The sequence below is a fragment of the Nocardia sp. CA-084685 genome (genome assembly GCF_050955785.1).
GTDB lineage: Bacteria > Actinomycetota > Actinomycetes > Mycobacteriales > Mycobacteriaceae > Nocardia.
On record NZ_CP192094.1, the window covers coordinates 8,311,645 to 8,328,183 of the forward strand.

Below are 16,539 nucleotides of genomic sequence, written 5' to 3' on the forward strand. Positions count from 1 at the left end.
CCTACCTGCACATCATCCGCAGGACGAAATCGGTCGCACCCCAGCGGGTCCGGAGGTCGGCTTCGATGCCCAGACCCCGAGTGCGGGTGCATTTCGGCTGTATCTACACTTCTCCCACGGGGGCGTGGTGCATACCGCCGAGTTCACCGCGCGCATCGAATCATCCACAGCACCATCCACATCCGATGGTGGACACCATTCGGTTGGCGGTCACCCCTGACCGCATACGCCGACCAGCGCGTCGCCGAGCTGACATTCGGTGCGTTGACCTGCATTTTCCATTCGACACGCAGACTGTGACGACACGCATGAATTGATTGCCGCAGCACATGAATCCGGTTTCGCGGCCCAACAAGGCAAAAGTTCGTTATCCACAATCTGTTTCACTTCGGCGATACTCCGGCAAGCGAGCCGGCCGGATAACGCGGTGCACGATCGCGCCTCACCAGCAACAGAAACCGACCAGTCCAGCTGATCATTCACAGCGGCGGCAGACCGAAATCCGATGGCAGCCAGTCGACGCCGCCCGGGCGAAGTTACGGCGGGAAAGCAAGGCAGCACCCGAGCGGGTCGATATCTCATGGCAACCTGGCGAAACATGCCGCCGCGACGCGAGTTACGCCTGGGCGGCGAGGCGGACGAAGGCTGCGGTGTCCAGGGTTTCGCCGCGGGCGGCCGGGGCGATTCCGGCGGCGACCAGCCTGCGCTCCGCTTCGGCAGGGGAACCCGCCCAATTGGCGAGGGCGGCGCGGAGGGTTTTGCGGCGCTGAGCGAAGGCGGCATCGACGACCCCGAAGACGCGGCGGCGATGCGCCTCATCCATTGGCCAGGGCGGTTCGGCATAGCGCTCGACGCGGACCAGCCCGGACTCGACGCGGGGCACCGGCCAGAACACTTGGGTGCCCACCGCGCCCGCGCGGCGCACGGTGCCGAAGAAGCCCGCCTTGACGCTCGGTACGCCGTAAACGCGGCTGCCGGGTTCGGCGGCGAGGCGGTCCGCGACCTCGGCCTGCACCATCACCAATGAGGTTGTGATGCTGGGCAATTCGGCGAGCAGATGCAGCAGCACCGGCACAGCGACGTTGTAGGGCAGATTCGCCACCAGTGCCGTTGGTGCCGCGGGCAGGTCGTCCGCACGAACCCGGAGCGCATCGGCTTCCACGACGGTCAACTGCCCGGCCAGATCCGGCGCGCGATCCGCGACGGTCACCGGAAGATGTTTCGCCAGTACCGGATCGATCTCGACCGCGACAACCGAATCCACCACATCGAGCAGCGCCAATGTCAACGAACCGAGTCCCGGCCCGACCTCGAGCACCGTATCCCCGCGCCCCACCCCGGCCGCCGCGACAATCCGCCGCACGGTATTGCCGTCGTGCACGAAGTTCTGTCCGAGTTGCTTGGTCGGCCGCACGCCAAGTCGCTCGGCCAGCGCCCGCACCTCGGCGGGTCCGAGCAAAGCAGCACTCCCACGAGCGGAAATATCGGGTTCGGGCACGCCCGACAAGGTATCAACCCGCTCGCTGCTATCAGCCGATACCCAGGCGACTGGTGCACGCGGGCCATGCACCCCAGCCCTGACGGGCGCGAGTCACTTCGGCGATCGCGATCTGTTCTTCGCGGGTGGCCAGGTCCGCCCGCGGGGCGTACTTGAGGCCGCCCTGGCGTTCCCAGGTGCCCTGGTCGAATTGGATACCCCCGTAGTACCCGTTGCCGGTATTGATGCCCCAGTTACCGGTGGATTCGCAGCGGGCCAGTGCATCCCAGATATCGCCGTCGCGCACCGGCGGCACCTCGGTGCCGGGCTTGGCGCCCTTGCGGACGGTCTTCGGCTGAGCCGCCACCTTCACATTGGAGGCGATCTGCCGCCGACTGACCTCCTGGCCGTTGACCATGGTGACCGCGAACGTCACGTCCTGCAGGCCGGGTGCACCTTGGCTCTCCACCACGGTCCGGCTCATATTCAGCGTCGGATCCTCGATCACATCCTCCGACGGATCCAGCGGCACCGTCTCGACCTTGTTCTCGACCCGCTGGCGGGTGACCACGATCCGCAGCCCATCGGTGAGCGGCGTGGTCGCGGCGGGCGAGACGCTGTCCTGCTCGATCAGCGGAATTCCCGCGACTGCAAGGAACTCACCGACGGTCGGCGCGGCCAGGCGAACATCGACCGGATTGCCGATGCCATCGAGCAGCGATACCGAACGCGGGCTGGCGATCTGCAGCGCGGCGCCTTCGAGCGGCAACCTCTCGTTGCGCGCCGGGGAAACGAATACCTCGCGGGGCAGATGCAGTTGGTCGACCACATCGCCCGCGGTCAGACCCGTCGACCACACCTTCTCGGCCTTGCCGTCCAGCGAGATCGCGACCTCGCGTGCCCGGTTGTAGGTGATGGTCGCACCATCGGTAATCGCCGCGGCCAGCGCGGGCCGGACCAGGTCGCGATCGTTCACATCGAAACCCGCGGCCTTCAGCACTCCACTGACGTTGCGTGACATGGTGGTCTGCGTCATCTGCTCACCGTCCACGACGACCGTGACCGTCTTGCGGTTGACGATTGCCATCGCGGCACCGACGATCAGCGTCACCAGCAGCGCCGCGACCGCCGCGTACAGCAGCGGCGAGCGGGACTGGTTGATCCTCGAGAATGGAGACATGATCACAGTACGATAACGAAGGGGTCAGCGGTCGACAACCGTAGTGTTACGAATCTCGGGTATCAATATTACAAAGGGATATCGACGCCGCAGGTAAATCACAAAATAGGCCGACCGGAGTGACCTAGAACACACCCGCTGGCCAAATGTGAAACAAGATCAGGTGAAATTGCGAACCCACTCGCGATTAGACCGGGTCCGGAATTCAGATGCCGTAGATGCGGCGGGCGTTGGCTGTGGTGATTTCGGCGAGGACCACAGCATCTTGTTCGCGCAATTCCGCTAGGGCACGCACCGTGTAGGGAAGGCAATACGATTCGTTGGGAGCGCCACGGAATGGATGCGGCGTGAGATACGGCGCATCGGTTTCCACCAAGATCTGCTCATCGGGTACCACCTTGGCGGCCTCGCGCAATTCATGCGCATTCTTGAAACTCACGGTGCCCGCGAAGCTGAGGATGTAGCCCTCCGCCACGCACGCCATCGCCATATTGGTGTCCGAGGAGAAGCAATGGAAGATCACGGTTTCCGGAGCGCCTTCGTCCAGCAGTACGGTCAGCAGATCGTGGTCCGCCTCGCGATTGTGGATCATCAGCGGTTTGCGCAGCCGTTTGGCCAGGTCGATATGCCAGCGGAAGCCTTCGACCTGATCCTCGATATCGGCGCAGCCCGCCAACTTGCCCGGCCAGTAGTAATCCAGACCGGTTTCGCCGATCGCCACCACGCGCGGGTCGGTGGCCAAACGCTCCAGTTCGGCCTTGGCCACGTCATCGAGCGCATTCGCCCGCGTCGGATGCAGCGCCACGGCGGCGAAGACCCGTCGATCCCAGTTCGCGGCCTGCACGGCCCACTGTGCCGCGGCCAAATCGTCGGCGACAGTCACCACCTGGCCGACCCCGACCGAGGCCGCCCGGTCCACGATCACGGCGGTCGACTTCGCATCGCTCGCCCCGCAGGCATCCAGATGGGTATGCGCGTCCACCAGCGGCGCGAGCGGTTCCGGCAGCTCGGGCGCGGGTCGTTTGGTGCTCACGACTCCGCCTCGCCGACGCTCGGCTCCATCGCGCCCGCCGGGCGCTGAGATATCGTTCGCTCGCTCATCGGCAGACTCCGGCGCACCAGAACGCGGGCGCGCGACGGCGGCCATCACCTCGGGGGATATTCACGTGAGCGTCAGAATCCACGCGCATTACAGTAGATGCACCATGACCGCAGCTGACCGCCCCGCCTTCTACATCACAACGGCCATCGCATACCCGAATGGTGCGCCGCACATCGGGCATGCGTACGAGTACATCTCGGCCGACGCCCTCGCCCGCTTCAAGCGGCTCGACGGTTATGACGTCTTCTTCATGACCGGCACCGATGAGCACGGGCAGAAGATGCAGCAGACCGCGGTCGCCGAGGGGGTGCCGGTGGAGGAGCTCGCCGCGCGCAACTCGGATGTGTTCGAGGCGTTGGACAAGACACTCGACATCTCCTACGACCGCTTCATCCGCACCACTGATGACGACCATCAGGTGGCCAGTGCCGCGATCTGGGAGCGGATGCTCGCCAACGGCGATATCTACCTGGACAACTACTCGGGCTGGTACTCGGTACGCGACGAGGCTTTCTACACCGAGGAAGAAACGACACTGCTCGAGGACGACACCCGGATCTCGACCGAGTCGAAGACGCCGGTCACCTGGACCGAGGAGTCGAACTACTTCTTCCGGCTGTCGAACTACCAGGACAAGCTGCTCGCGCTCTACGACGAACATCCCGAATTCATCGCGCCCGCAACGGCTCGCAACGAGATGGTGAGTTATGTGAAGGCGGGTCTGAAGGACCTGTCCATTTCACGCACCACCTTCGACTGGGGCGTGCCGGTACCCGGCCATCCCGATCATGTGATGTACGTATGGGTGGACGCGCTCACCAACTACATCACCGGCGTAGGTTTCCCGGAGACGGAATCGGTTGCGTTCCAGCGCTTCTGGCCCGCCGATGTGCACATCATCGGTAAGGACATCACCCGGTTCCACACCGTGTACTGGCCCGCGTTCCTGATGTCGGCCGGGATCGAATTGCCGAAACGCGTTTTCGTGCACGGGTTCCTGTACAACAAGGGCGAGAAGATGTCCAAGTCGGTCGGCAATGTGGTCGACCCGCTCGCGCTGGTCGACGAATACGGCGTCGACGCGGTGCGCTTCTTCTTGCTGCGCGAGATCTCCTACGGTCAGGACGGCAGCTACAGCCACGAGGCGATCGTCGGTCGGGTCAATACCGATCTGGCCAATGAATTCGGAAATCTGGTGCAGCGCAGCCTGAAGCTGGTCGCGCGCGACTGCGGCGGCGTGGTGCCGACGCCGGGCGAATTCACCGAGGCTGATCGCGCACTGCTCGACCGCGCCAATGGTCTTTTGGAGCACTGCCGCACCGAATTCGACGCCCAGCAAATGCATTTGGCGCTGGAGGCGATCTGGTTGACGCTCGGTGAGGCCAACCGCTACTTCTCCGCGGAAGCGCCATGGGCGCTGGCCAAGGCCGGCACCGAGGAGTCACTGGCCCGCGAGGCGACGGTGCTGTATGTGACCATAGAACTGCTGCGCATCGTGGCGATTCTGGTGCAGCCGGTCATGCCGGAATCTGCGGGCAAGATCCTGGATCTGCTTGCCACGCAGAACCGTTCGTTCGCTGATATCCCGACCTCGCTGGTCCCCGGCACCCCGCTGCCGGAGCCCGAAGCGGTCTACCCCCGCTACGTGGAGCCGAAGAAGTAATCAATAGAAGATGTAGCATGAGCTACCGCATCCGGGATAGCAAGACTGCTGCTGGGGTGACCACTAGGAGTTGTGCCCGGACGATCTGCTGACCGAGCTCAATGGCGCCGCTGAAACACGAAGATCACTGAAGCGCTACCGCCGATAAAGCGGTAGCGCTTCAGGTTCTGCCGAGCTTCCAGGAACTACTTCCAGCGGTCGAGCAGCCGATTGATCTCGGCGGTCAGCGCCCACTGCAGCATGGGGCCGAAAGTGATGCGGCCGACGCCCTGTTCGGCGAAGACGGCCTTATCCGACTTATCGGGCAGCCCGACAACGCTGATCGGCAGCGGCAATTCGCTGGTCAACCTGCGCATATCGGTATCGGAGTGCCGACCCGCCGGGAACAGCGAATCCGCACCCGCCGCTGCGGCCAGCCGCAGGCGCGCGATGGCGCGATCGACGCGGTCGCTCGCGTCACCGTCCTCACGCATGAACAGGTCGGTGCGCGCATTGATCACCACGTGCACGCCCGCCGCGTCGGCGAATTGCCGCAAACCGCGCACGAAATCGGCATGCTCCTCCGGCGTGCGCAACCGGCCGCCCTCGCTGTGCACCGTGTCCTCGACATTGAGGCCGATCGCACCCGCATCCAGCAGCCCCTCGATCAGCTGCGCGGGCTCGAGCCCGTAACCGGATTCGATGTCGACCGAGACCGGAACGTCGACCGCGCCGGTGATCTGCCGGACGCGGGTCAACAGCTCCGTGAACGTCATCCCTTCCTTATCGCTGCGCCCGACCGAATCGGCGACCGGATGACTGCCCAGGGTCAGCGCCGAGAATCCCGCCGCGACAGCGACATTCGCCGACCACGCATCCCACACCGTCGGAAAGACACCGGGATCGCCCGGCACGTGCAATTCGAGAAACGCCTTCGCCTTGCTTTCCAAAGAGGTCATGACATCGATCATCGTCGCGCCCGTGATCGATAGCACTATGACACTCCCCATCCGGCTGCCCGGGAGTGTCGGCGATGGCGAGTCGCGCTAGGAACTGTCACCGCCGTCGCGGCGTGCGGTCAGCACCGCGTCGTACAGTTCGCGGCGGGAAACACCGGTCGCGGCGGCCACCTGGGCGCACGCGTCCTTGAGGCGAATACCCTCGGCGGTCAGCGATTCCACCTGGTCGACCAGATCGGCGGGATCGGCCGCGACAGGTTGGGCGCCTTCGAGGACGACGGTGATTTCACCGCGCGCCCCATCGACCGCCCAAGCGGCGAGTTCGCCGAGATTGCCGCGCACGACTTCCTCGTAGGTCTTGGTCAGTTCCCGGCAGACCGCGGCCCGCCGGTCCGGGCCGAGCACTTCGACCGCATCGGCCAAGCAGTCGGCGAGCCGGTGCGGCGCCTCGAAGAATACGCAGGCGCGCGGCTCGGTGAGCAAGGTGCGCAACCACTCTCGACGCTGACCGGATTTACGCGGTGCGAATCCGTCGAAGCAGAAGCGCTCCACCGGAAGCGCGGACAGCGCCAGGGCGGTGGTCACCGCCGACGGTCCCGGCAGGCAGGTGACCGGCAGTTGACGCTCCACACAGGCCACCACCATGCGATAGCCAGGATCGCTCACCGACGGCATGCCCGCATCGGTCACCAGCAGTACCGTGCGGCCGCTTTCGATGTCATCGAGCAGCGCGGGAATCTTCGCCGACTCCACGTGGTCATCGAAACGAAGGACCCGCCCGGTGATCGCCACGTCCAGGGCCTTTGCCAGGGCACGGGTGCGCCGGGTGTCCTCGGCCGCGACGATATCGGCGGAGCCGAGCGCCTCGCGTAGCCGCTGTGAGGCATCACCGACCTCACCCATCGGCGTCGCCGCGAGCACCAATCGACCCACCTGGTCCGCCACACGACTCCTGTCCGGTTGACCGCATCATCCCGTTCCCAACGCAGCGTATCGGCACAGTGCGGCCGGACCCGATATGCCCTGGGTTCGACCGCCATACCGATTAGGACAATGCGCCGCCGTGTCGGGTCGATCTCGGCATCGAGCCCTCGCATACTCGATTGTCTAGTTTTACATCCCCTCTTCTAACGATCTTCCTAACAGGGAGTATGAGAGTGTCAGCGCAGCTACGCTCCTACGCCATGACGCTGGCGCAATCTCACGGTGCGCCGCGCCCGGTTCCCGCTGCGGGCATAGGCGATTGACCACTGCGCCTGCGGGGCAGCTACCCGGTTAGGTACAGGGCTTCCCAGGTCCCGTGATCTCGTCCATCAGCATCCGCAGCGTGAGCGAGTGCTTTTCCGGTGGTAGGGTATCCAATGCCGCTCGCGCCAGTTTCACACCCTCGGCCCGGTCGCCATCTCGCACCAGCATCAACCCTTGGTGCATGTCCAGGTGTGTGCGAAACCGTGGTAACGAATCCGGAAGATCGGCCCTGGCTGCCTGTTGGGCCGCCACGGCGGTTCGTTCGTCGCCCATACGGGCCGCTAGCAGCGACAGGAAGACGTTCACACGCCACCAGGGAACCGCGTAGTCGCTGGCCTGGTCATCCGACCCGGACCGGTCGAATTCTCTTCGGCCCGTATCGATCAGTACACGCGCGGCTTTTCGATCACCTTGGATCGCAGCGGCGTGCGCCTTTCCCCACAAAGCATTGAGCCGGCCCAAGCTCGGCCGGTCGCTGATCGCTAGAGCCTCATTCGCGAACCGATGAGCAACTGGCAGAGCGGCACCTTCATAGCCGAGCGCGATTGCCGCTCGACCACGGACCCAAACCCGGATAACGGTGTCCTCTGACCGGTCAGCCGCTTCAGCTGCCATCGAATACCAGTTGATCGCCTTGCGGCCATCACTACCCGGGAAGGTCTTGGCGTACAGCGTCATCAGGCGTGCAGCAACGGACCACATCCCCGGTGCGTCCAACTGTTGTTGAAGCACGATCATGTCTGCCGCCAACCGACGTTGGATCTCAGCGGCTCCCACGCTCATGTAGTCGTGGCCGTACGTGACAAGCTTGTCTTCCCAAGCCTCGATACCTGGCCTGTGCGGACTCAACCGCGCCGAGAAACCTTGTGCCAATAGGTCAGATGCCACTACGGGCGCTACCGATGTGGCGGCTAAGTGGCTGAGGAATTCGCGACGGTTCACGTTCGCCTCCAACAACTCGCGAGGGCAATCCAGTACCGCCGCTAGATGACGCAACCAAAACGCTGAGGGCTCCATGGCGTTGGACTCCCAACGCCGGGAAATGTACTCACGGCTGATGTTGGCACCAGATGCCTTGCACAGTTCATCGGCAAGCCTTCCCTGAGACCAGCCCTTGGCCAAGCGAAGTTGGCGTATCAGGTCGCCGGTCCCGCTGCTCATACTTCGATCATTCCCGCCTCCGCGCTAAGAGGAAAGGCGTATGCCCTCCCGTGGCACGGATGCCACCCCCGATGCCACTACCCGGTGTCGCAACTGCGAGGAGAACCAACGCCCGGTACCTAAATGCCACGGTCGTTGCCACTGCTCCTCACGCGGCGCTACACGACATGGTTGAAGCCGGTACCCGGTGCCGGTTGAACCGACTGGCACGTCGTAGTCCCCGTCATCGGGTGCCTACCAAACCGCAGCAACTAGGGGGTCCAGACCATGACTGCGAAAGATCTTCCGCACCGAAACCCGTTCGTCGGCCCACCCCGGCCCGAGGTCGAAGGCTGGCAACCGCCATCCGTCGAAGTGATCGCGCTCTTTTCTGTGGCGATGAATTTGTGGGCTTCCCCGACGGACCCAGATGAATCGCCCCGCTACCGAAGTGTTGAGTCCCCGGGCATCGGGCGCACCAACGGGGGCGCGTAATGCGCCGAGATGGGCTGCGGACAACGCAAACCGAGGACGGTCGCAAGATCGCTGTGTGGCAGTTGGCAGGCCGTATGCCGCGTGTCCTGCACGTACAGTTTCCTACTGAGCATTTCACTGCTTACCGCGTGCCATCGAAAACGCCGCTCTACGGAGCGCAACCGGGAACGATCATGTTCGACGCGTATCCGGATTTGGCTGACGCTCGGGAGATGCTTCCGCAGCACGAAGACCTGTGGAACGTCGTGCGCGATGACTACTGGGCCGTTCTCCTCAGTACAATCGATCTTCCAAATCCGTTGGGGGAGTAGACTTTGTCCGACCTCGTTCCGTCTCGTTCGCAGAAAATCGCGCCGTCTGTGCGGGCGCTTCTCGCCGCCTTTCACGAAGACACTCAATGCAAGCTCGCGCTTGCCCCCACCGACAGTGACCCGATCTACCAAGCTGCGGACGGGTCACTGAGCCGGATTGAGGACGGCTGGGTCTCCGATACGGACGCCGAGCTGGACAAGGCCGACTCAATCACTATCCAGCCGACGGGTGTTCACGATATCGACGAACAATGAGATGGGACACTCACTCGGATACGGGCAGCGAACGAGAAGACCGGAGGCATCTGCATGGGGAACGATGAACAACTGGGTCTGGATTTCGAAGTCGAACAGACCCCATGGGGCAAGTGGGTCGATCCGGACCGACGCGCGGCGCAGGTGCGTAAGTTTCTCTTGCATGCGGGGGTTGATCGCCTTCCGCCTAAGTTGTGGCCTGCTGATTCCCCGGACCTGCACCGACTGAACGATATTTGCCGGGAATTATTTCCGGATTCGGACACGCCGTACCTGCCGGAAAATCAGGACATGACCGACGCGTTCATCTGCTTTATAGGCGCATGTTTCGAAAAGTATGTGGATGGCGAATGGGTCGATCACACCGCCTATGGTCCCGATAAATCGTTTTATGACGGCGGCGTGAATCCGGCGTTGCGGTACGTGGATTACGATGGTGACGACGATGAGTCTTCGGTATTCGAGTATATCGATTCGATGATTCATCACAATGTTGAGTATGGTGACGGCTTCATTCACATCACCGACGACTTACGCAGGAAATACTACAATCTGATGTAGGCCCCAATGAGTGACGGCTACGGCAGGGATCGTGGCGATTTCGAACCTCATGAGCGCGGCAGGATTTTCGAAAACGGCACCGACAAATTCTTTCGTGACCACGAGAAAGGATACACCCGGGGATCGCGCAAATATGAGTTTCGAGAAAAAGGCGGGCGCGTAGAACGAATTCAGTTCGACAAGATCAGGAATGAGCATGATCGCAGTCGCGCCGATTCAATCGAGGAAAAGTCCGGTCGAATCGAAGGACGAAAGGACGAAAAGCAGCTCAGAGGAGTTCGGGACCTTCTCGACCGGGGCGAGATCAATCATCATACACTGCGTTCGGTTCAGGGCGAGTCGATCTCGAAAGAATGCCGGGAATTGATCGATGGCCTGGCCCGCGATTTCCCGGATAAGTTCACGCACCAGATTATCTCGCGCAGTGATGCCCGCGAGATTTGGGCACGAGGTCTGGAAAGAGAATCGGCCCCACAACTTGAATTGCCCGGCGTTCGCGAGCAAGCGCGCGAGCAGCAGGAGAGGAAACGGGCGGAGCGACAGCAAGAAAGAGCGCGCGACGACCGGGCGCGGATCGCAGAGCGAGAACAACGAGCACGCGATAGAGCGTTGGCGCGGAGTGTCAGCGCGAGAGAGTTGAACGAGAAACGCGAACAGTTCCGCGAACATGTGACAGAGGCGCGGAAGATTGCCGAGCCGCGCGAAAAAGGCCAGGCGCTGGAAATCGATAAGCTACGCGAATCGCACACGCGCTTGACCAAAGACCTCGCAGATATCCGCGAAATAGAACGCGCCAAGGCTCGGGATATGGTTCGCGACGCCGGACTAGGGCGCGAACACGCCCAAGAAACGGAACGACTCATAGAACAGAACCACGAGGATAAGCGCAGAGACGTAACGCACGAGCTTGGAAACATCGGCTCTACCCTCGCCCGTGAAGACAAAGAGCGGATCGAACGGGAGGCTATCGAGAAACAGCGCGAACAAGTACGCAAGGTCCATGAGCGTGCCGTACGGGAAGGTGTTCCGCGGGAAGTCATGCGCGTGCTGGAAATCGGGCGAATACAGCCCGGAGAGCAGCCCAGAGCACGCGAACACGACCACAACGAGCACCGCGCCCGAGAAGCTAGCAGGGAACGCGAACGTGTAGCCGAGCGTGAACGTTTGCGTGGTCTGGGACGCGATCCACATCAGACATAAGCGAGTCAGGCGCCGGAAGGTCACTGTTGCCGCGTACCCTGCGTGCAACCGATTCGGCCTATTCGAGATGGGATCCGGTGTGCTTGGTCGTGGGCGCAGGAAGACAGTGCGGGATGCGAAGGTGCTTGTCACCGGGGCGGCGAGTGGAATCGGCCGGGCGACCGCCCTGGCGGCCGCGGCTGGGGATGCCGAACTGGTGCTGACCGATATCAATGCCGAGGGCCTCGAGGATACGGTTCGCACCATCAAGGAGGCGGGCGGTACCGTGCTCGCCGCACGTGCCCTGGATATCACCGACTACGACGCGGTCACCGCCTTCGCCACCGATGTGCACGCCGAATTCGGCAGCCTCGATATCGTCATGAATATCGCGGGCACCTCTGCCTGGGGCACCGTCGAGAACCTCGAGCATCGCCACTGGCGCAAAATGGTGGATGTCAATCTGATGGGCCCGATCCATGTGATCGAGAACTTCGTGCCGCCGATGGTCCGGGCGAAACGCGGTGGGGCACTGGTGAATGTCTCTTCGGCGGCCGGAATCCTCGCGCTGCCATGGCATGCCGCCTACAGCGCGGGCAAATTCGGTATCCGCGGCGTCTCCGAGGTTTTGCGAGTCGATTTGCGGCGCCATGATATTTCGGTGCATCTGGTGGTGCCCGGCGCGGTGAACACACCGCTGGTGCAGAGCGTCGAGCTGGTCGGCGTGGACAGGGAGGACCCGAGGATAAAGCGACTCACCACGGCGTTCACCAAGCACGCCGCATCGCCGGAACATGTTGCGGCGGCGATCCTTCGGGGTATCGAGCGCAATCGGTTCCTCGTCTACACCTCCTTCGATATCCGCTTCGGCTATTGGTGGGCTCGCAAATTCGCCTACCCCTACGAATTCGTGATTCGCCGCACCAGCGATCGGTTCAGCAGGTTGCTGGCTTCGATGGGCAGTTGAGCGTCACATCGAGCACGCGGGCGCCCGGACCCTGTTCGCCGAGGCGGTCGTGTTCATTGACCAAACGGCAGCTGCCGAGTGACAGGCAGCCGCAGCCGATGCAGCCGGTCAGGTTGTCGCGCAGGCGAGTCAGCTGGGTGATGCGGTCGTCGAGGTCGGCCTGCCATGCGGTGGACAGCGTCTCCCAGTCGCGCCGAGTTGGGGTGCGGCCCTCGGGGAGTTTGTCCAGTGCCGCCCGGATTTCGCTCAATGGAATGCCGACCCGCTGGGAGATGCGGATGAAGGCGACGCGACGCAGCGTTTCGCGCGCGTATCTGCGTTGATTTCCACTGGTGCGACGACTCGAAATGAGACCCTCGCGTTCGTAGAAGTGCAACGCGGAGACCGCTACTCCGCTACGCTCGGACAGCTGCCCGGGGGTCAGCTCCTTCGCTCGCCAATCGGTTGTCGACATCACGCTCCTCCATTCACCTGAACAATACTTCAGGTTAGGGTGTGCTGGAGTCGGAATCGGAAGACAGCCAATTGCGTGCTCTTACGCCCTCGGCGAACTACGGTCGGATCATGGCAGCAGACGCGGTGCGGGCGGGGCACGATGGCGGTGCCGACGATGGGTTCGATGGTGTCGGCGAGCCGGGCGGTCGACTGGCGGTTACCTCGGAGGTCGGCACCTTGCGCACGGTGCTGCTGCACCGGCCCGGCGACGAATTGCGGCGGCTGACGCCGCGCAATAACGATCAACTGCTCTTCGACGGCATTCCGTGGGTCGAGCGGGCGCAGCAGGAGCACGACATCTTCTCCGGTGTGCTGCGTGAGCGCGGCGTCGAGGTGCTGCTACTCGCCGATCTACTCGCCGAAACCCTCTCGGTCAGCGGCGCGGCCCGCATCCAGGGCATCTCCGGCGCCGTCGACGCGCGCAAACTCGGGCATATGCTGGCCGACGAGCTCGCGGCCTTCCTGCGCGGCGTTCGGGCCAGGGATCTTGCCAATATCCTCATGGCCGGGATGACCTTCGACGAACTGCCCTTCGAAGGCGATAACACCTCACTGGTGCGGCGCATGCACCACGGCGCGGATTTCGTCATCGATCCGCTGCCGAATCTGCTGTTCACCAGGGATTCGTCATTCTGGGTCGGTCCGAGGGTGGCGATCACCTCACTCGCCCTGCCCGCCCGGATGCGCGAGACCTCGCTGACCGATCTCATCTACGCATTCCATCCGCGCTTCCTCGGCGTGCGGCGGGCCTACGAATCGCATACCGCGCCGATCGAGGGCGGTGATGTGCTGTTGCTCGCGCCGGGGGTGGTCGCGGTCGGTGTCGGTGAGCGCACCTCGCCCGCGGGCGCGGAAGCGTTGGCGCGCAGTCTGTTCGACGACAATCTCGCGCACACCGTGCTGGTCGTCCCGATCGCCCAGAGTCGCGCGACCATGCATCTGGACACCGTCTGCACCATGGTCGACACCGATGCCATCGTGATGTATCCGGCGGTGCGGGATTCGCTGTGTGCGTTCACGATTCATCGCGAGGACGCGGAGTCGGATGCCGATTTCGGCGGCGGCCGCAACGATCAGGCGCGGGTGAGTATGCGCGGCCCCGATCCGTTTCTGGCGGCGGCCGCGGAGGCGATGGGCATCGGCAAACTGCGGGTCATCGATACCGGACTCGACGGGGTCACCGCCGAACGCGAGCAGTGGGACGACGGCAACAACACCCTGGCGCTCGCGCCCGGCGTGGTCGTCGCCTACGAGCGCAACGATATGACCAATACGCGGCTCGAGGACGCTGGTATCGAGGTGCTGCGCATACCTGGCTCCGAATTGGGTTCCGGCCGTGGTGGACCGCGCTGCATGTCCTGCCCGCTGTCCCGCGATGACGTGTGAGCGTGTGATGTTCACCATTACCGTGACCCACGATTCCTCGATACCGCCCTACGAGCAGCTGCGCCTCGGTGTCATCGCGCAGGTGCGCTCGGGTGAGTTGACGGCGGGGACGAGGATTCCGACGGTGCGAGCTCTGGCCGCGCAACTCGGACTCGCGCCGAATACGGTCGCTCGGGCGTATCGGGAACTCGAGGCCGATGGGGTGGTCGAAACCCGGGGCAGACAAGGATCTTTCATCGCATCCTCCGGTGATCCGACCAAGGATCTGGCGGGCCGCGCCGCGACCGATTACGTCGCCGCCATTCGACGACTCGGTCTCGATGACGAGGCGGCCCTGCAGTACGTCAGGTCGGCTCTGGAGGGTTAGTCATCAGCGCCAACTGGGCAGCCACAGATGGTCGTGCCAGTTGCCGGGAGTGATCGGCAGCGCGGTCAGAATCGGCCAGAGCCAGATGAAATTCGCGATCACCAGGCCGAGGTAGATGCAGACCGCGAGCAGTCCGAGGCTGCGCCGTTCACTCGGCACGGCGGGCAGATAGGTGCCCGCCGGACTTCGCGGTATTCGTACCGATCGGGCCGGGCCGAGGATATCGCCGCACGCCAGCGCGATCCCCATCACCAGGAACGGCGCCAGCGGTACCGCATAGAAGTAGTACATCTGCCGATCGAGGGTGAAGAACCAGGGAATGAGCCCGGCTCCGTACCCGGTGAGCACCGCCGCATAGCGCCAGTCGCGACGGACCACACTGCGCCACAGCATCCAGCCCAGCACCGGGAAGGCGATCCACCAGATCGCCGGGGTACCGATCAGCATCACCGCCTTCACGCACTGGGTCTGACCGCAGCCGGTGACGCCGGTGTCGGCGTAGTAGTAGAGCATCGGCCGCAGCCCCATCGGCCAGGTCCACGGCTTGGATTCCCAGGGGTGATGGTTACCGGCCGAATTGGTCAGACCCTCGTGGAAGCGCAGCGTTTCGCCGCTGTAGTACCACAGCGAGCGCAGCGCATTCGGCAGGAACGACCACCGACCGTCGCGACCGACCTGATTGCCGACCGCATAGCGGAAGACACCGTCCTCACTGGCGAACCAGGCCCAGTAGCTGGCCAAATACACCCCGAGCGGAATCAGCACCAACGAATACAGCGCGGGCCCGACATCGCGCACCGCCGCGCCGACCCAGGGCCGTCGCACCCCGTAGGCGCGCCGCGCTGAGACGTCGAAATAGACGCTCATGAGTCCGAATGCGAGGATGAAGTACATCCCGGACCACTTTGTGCCGCAGGAGAGTCCGAGCAGTAGCCCGGCGCCGAAACGCCACCAGCGCACTCCTAGTCGCGGACCCCATTCGCTCGCATTGGTGCGACCCTCGTAGTCCACCTCGGCGATTCGGGCCCTGACCTCGTCGCGGTCCACGATCAGACAGCCGAAGGCAGCGGTGACCAGCACCCCCATGAAGATGTCGAGCATGCCGATGCGCGAGGAGACGAAGGTCAGTCCGTCGGCGATCAGCAGAATGCCCGCGATCGCGCCGACCATGGTGGAGCGCGCCATCCGGCGCACGATCCGGATGACCAGCAGTACCAGGATCGTGCCCGCCAGCGCCGCGCTGAATCGCCAACCCCAGCCGTTGTAGCCGAACATCCACTCGCCCACCGCGATCAGCTGTTTGCCGATCGGGGGATGTACCACCAGTCCGTATGCGGGGTTGTCCTCGACGCCGCCGCCGGTGAGGACCTGCCAGGCCTGCGGCGCGTAATGCTTCTCGTCGAAGACCGGGGTGTAGGCGTCGGTTGGATAGTCCAACATGATAAACCGCGTCAACGCCGCGATCGCGGTGAGTACCGCGGTGACCACCCACCCCTGGAGCTTGTCGAGCGGCCCGAAGTCGGGCGATGGACGCAGGGGCGCGGGGCTCGACCAAGAGGGCAGGGCGCCGGCTATGGTCGCGCGCTGGTCGGTCACCTGGGTCACGCCCCGATCGTATGCTGTGCGCGCCGCCGTGACCCGCACCGGTGAGCGCGCCGCAGCGCGAATCACACCCTGAACTGCATTCACGGGTTTTTCCGTGAGTATCGCCTGTGGTCTCGGTGTGGCGTCGGAGTATGCGATGACTGCCACTACCGCCGAAGCGGCCGAGGAGT

The 16,539-nt window shown here is 63.6% G+C and carries 15 protein-coding genes; 7 read left to right on the plus strand and 8 right to left on the minus strand.

Annotation, left to right across the window (positions count from 1 at the left end):
* Positions 1 to 616 precede the first annotated feature (616 nt).
* From rsmA to ACQP2U_RS36615, 3 genes are all read right to left on the minus strand, one after another.
* A complete protein-coding gene (gene rsmA, locus ACQP2U_RS36605; protein ID WP_433711723.1) occupies positions 617 to 1,498 on the minus strand; it encodes a 16S rRNA (adenine(1518)-N(6)/adenine(1519)-N(6))-dimethyltransferase RsmA in 882 nt (293 codons plus the stop codon).
* Between the two features lie 31 nt (positions 1,499 to 1,529).
* Entirely contained in the window at positions 1,530 to 2,657 is a 1,128-nt protein-coding gene (locus tag ACQP2U_RS36610; RefSeq protein ID WP_433711724.1) for a transglycosylase family protein, read from the minus strand.
* Between the two features lie 205 nt (positions 2,658 to 2,862).
* Positions 2,863 to 3,690, minus strand: coding sequence for a TatD family hydrolase (locus tag ACQP2U_RS36615; protein WP_433711725.1), 828 nt, complete (start codon positions 3,688 to 3,690; stop codon positions 2,863 to 2,865).
* A 145-nt stretch (positions 3,691 to 3,835) separates the two neighbouring features.
* Here ACQP2U_RS36615 and metG point away from each other — a divergent pair, with 145 nt between their 5' ends.
* Complete coding sequence (metG, locus tag ACQP2U_RS36620) at positions 3,836 to 5,422, plus strand: methionine--tRNA ligase (RefSeq protein WP_433716705.1); 1,587 nt, start codon at positions 3,836 to 3,838, stop codon at positions 5,420 to 5,422.
* 185 nt (positions 5,423 to 5,607) lie between these two features.
* Here metG and ACQP2U_RS36625 read toward each other — a convergent pair whose 3' ends face one another.
* The 3 genes from ACQP2U_RS36625 to ACQP2U_RS36635 form a co-directional block, all read right to left on the minus strand.
* Positions 5,608 to 6,360: an isocitrate lyase/PEP mutase family protein gene (locus tag ACQP2U_RS36625; RefSeq protein WP_433711727.1), complete on the minus strand. Its 753-nt coding sequence runs from the start codon at positions 6,358 to 6,360 to the stop codon at positions 5,608 to 5,610.
* Between the two features lie 87 nt (positions 6,361 to 6,447).
* Positions 6,448 to 7,305: a 16S rRNA (cytidine(1402)-2'-O)-methyltransferase gene (gene rsmI / locus ACQP2U_RS36630; protein WP_397037209.1), complete on the minus strand. Its 858-nt coding sequence runs from the start codon at positions 7,303 to 7,305 to the stop codon at positions 6,448 to 6,450.
* Between the two features lie 330 nt (positions 7,306 to 7,635).
* Entirely contained in the window at positions 7,636 to 8,769 is a 1,134-nt protein-coding gene (locus tag ACQP2U_RS36635) for a helix-turn-helix domain-containing protein (protein WP_433711728.1), read from the minus strand.
* Positions 8,770 to 9,557: 788 nt separating this feature from the next.
* Here ACQP2U_RS36635 and ACQP2U_RS36640 point away from each other — a divergent pair.
* The 4 genes from ACQP2U_RS36640 to ACQP2U_RS36655 all read left to right on the plus strand — a co-directional run bounded on the left by ACQP2U_RS36640 (position 9,558) and on the right by ACQP2U_RS36655 (position 12,516).
* Positions 9,558 to 9,809 (plus strand): hypothetical protein, encoded by a 252-nt coding sequence (locus ACQP2U_RS36640; RefSeq protein WP_433711729.1) that lies wholly within the window; start codon positions 9,558 to 9,560, stop codon positions 9,807 to 9,809.
* Positions 9,810 to 9,863: 54 nt separating this feature from the next.
* On the plus strand, positions 9,864 to 10,370 hold the full coding sequence (locus ACQP2U_RS36645; RefSeq protein ID WP_433711730.1) for a hypothetical protein: 507 nt from the start codon (positions 9,864 to 9,866) through the stop codon (positions 10,368 to 10,370).
* A 6-nt stretch (positions 10,371 to 10,376) separates the two neighbouring features.
* The gene (locus ACQP2U_RS36650; protein WP_433711731.1) at positions 10,377 to 11,570 is read left to right on the plus strand and encodes a hypothetical protein; all 1,194 of its coding nucleotides are present in this window, start codon (positions 10,377 to 10,379) and stop codon (positions 11,568 to 11,570) included.
* A gap of 67 nt (positions 11,571 to 11,637) precedes the next feature.
* On the plus strand, positions 11,638 to 12,516 hold the full coding sequence (locus ACQP2U_RS36655; RefSeq protein WP_433711732.1) for an SDR family oxidoreductase: 879 nt from the start codon (positions 11,638 to 11,640) through the stop codon (positions 12,514 to 12,516).
* Here the strand turns inward: ACQP2U_RS36655 and soxR are convergent.
* On the minus strand, positions 12,485 to 12,970 hold the full coding sequence (gene soxR, locus ACQP2U_RS36660) for a redox-sensitive transcriptional activator SoxR (protein WP_397037214.1): 486 nt from the start codon (positions 12,968 to 12,970) through the stop codon (positions 12,485 to 12,487). The two genes, ACQP2U_RS36655 and soxR, sit on opposite strands and share 32 nt — an antisense overlap.
* 110 nt (positions 12,971 to 13,080) lie before the next feature.
* On the opposite strand from soxR, the gene arcA reads away from it, so the two are divergent.
* Together arcA and ACQP2U_RS36670 are read left to right on the plus strand one after the other, a co-directional pair.
* Positions 13,081 to 14,397 carry an arginine deiminase gene (gene arcA, locus ACQP2U_RS36665; RefSeq protein ID WP_397037212.1) on the plus strand — a complete coding sequence of 439 codons (1,317 nt, stop codon included), beginning with the start codon at positions 13,081 to 13,083 and terminating at the stop codon, positions 14,395 to 14,397.
* A 7-nt stretch (positions 14,398 to 14,404) separates the two neighbouring features.
* Entirely contained in the window at positions 14,405 to 14,764 is a 360-nt protein-coding gene (locus ACQP2U_RS36670; protein WP_433716706.1) for a GntR family transcriptional regulator, read from the plus strand.
* Between the two features lie 3 nt (positions 14,765 to 14,767).
* Here the strand turns inward: ACQP2U_RS36670 and ACQP2U_RS36675 are convergent, their stop codons facing one another.
* Entirely contained in the window at positions 14,768 to 16,369 is a 1,602-nt protein-coding gene (locus tag ACQP2U_RS36675; protein WP_433711733.1) for a dolichyl-phosphate-mannose--protein mannosyltransferase, read from the minus strand.
* Between the last annotated feature and the right edge of the window lie 170 nt (positions 16,370 to 16,539).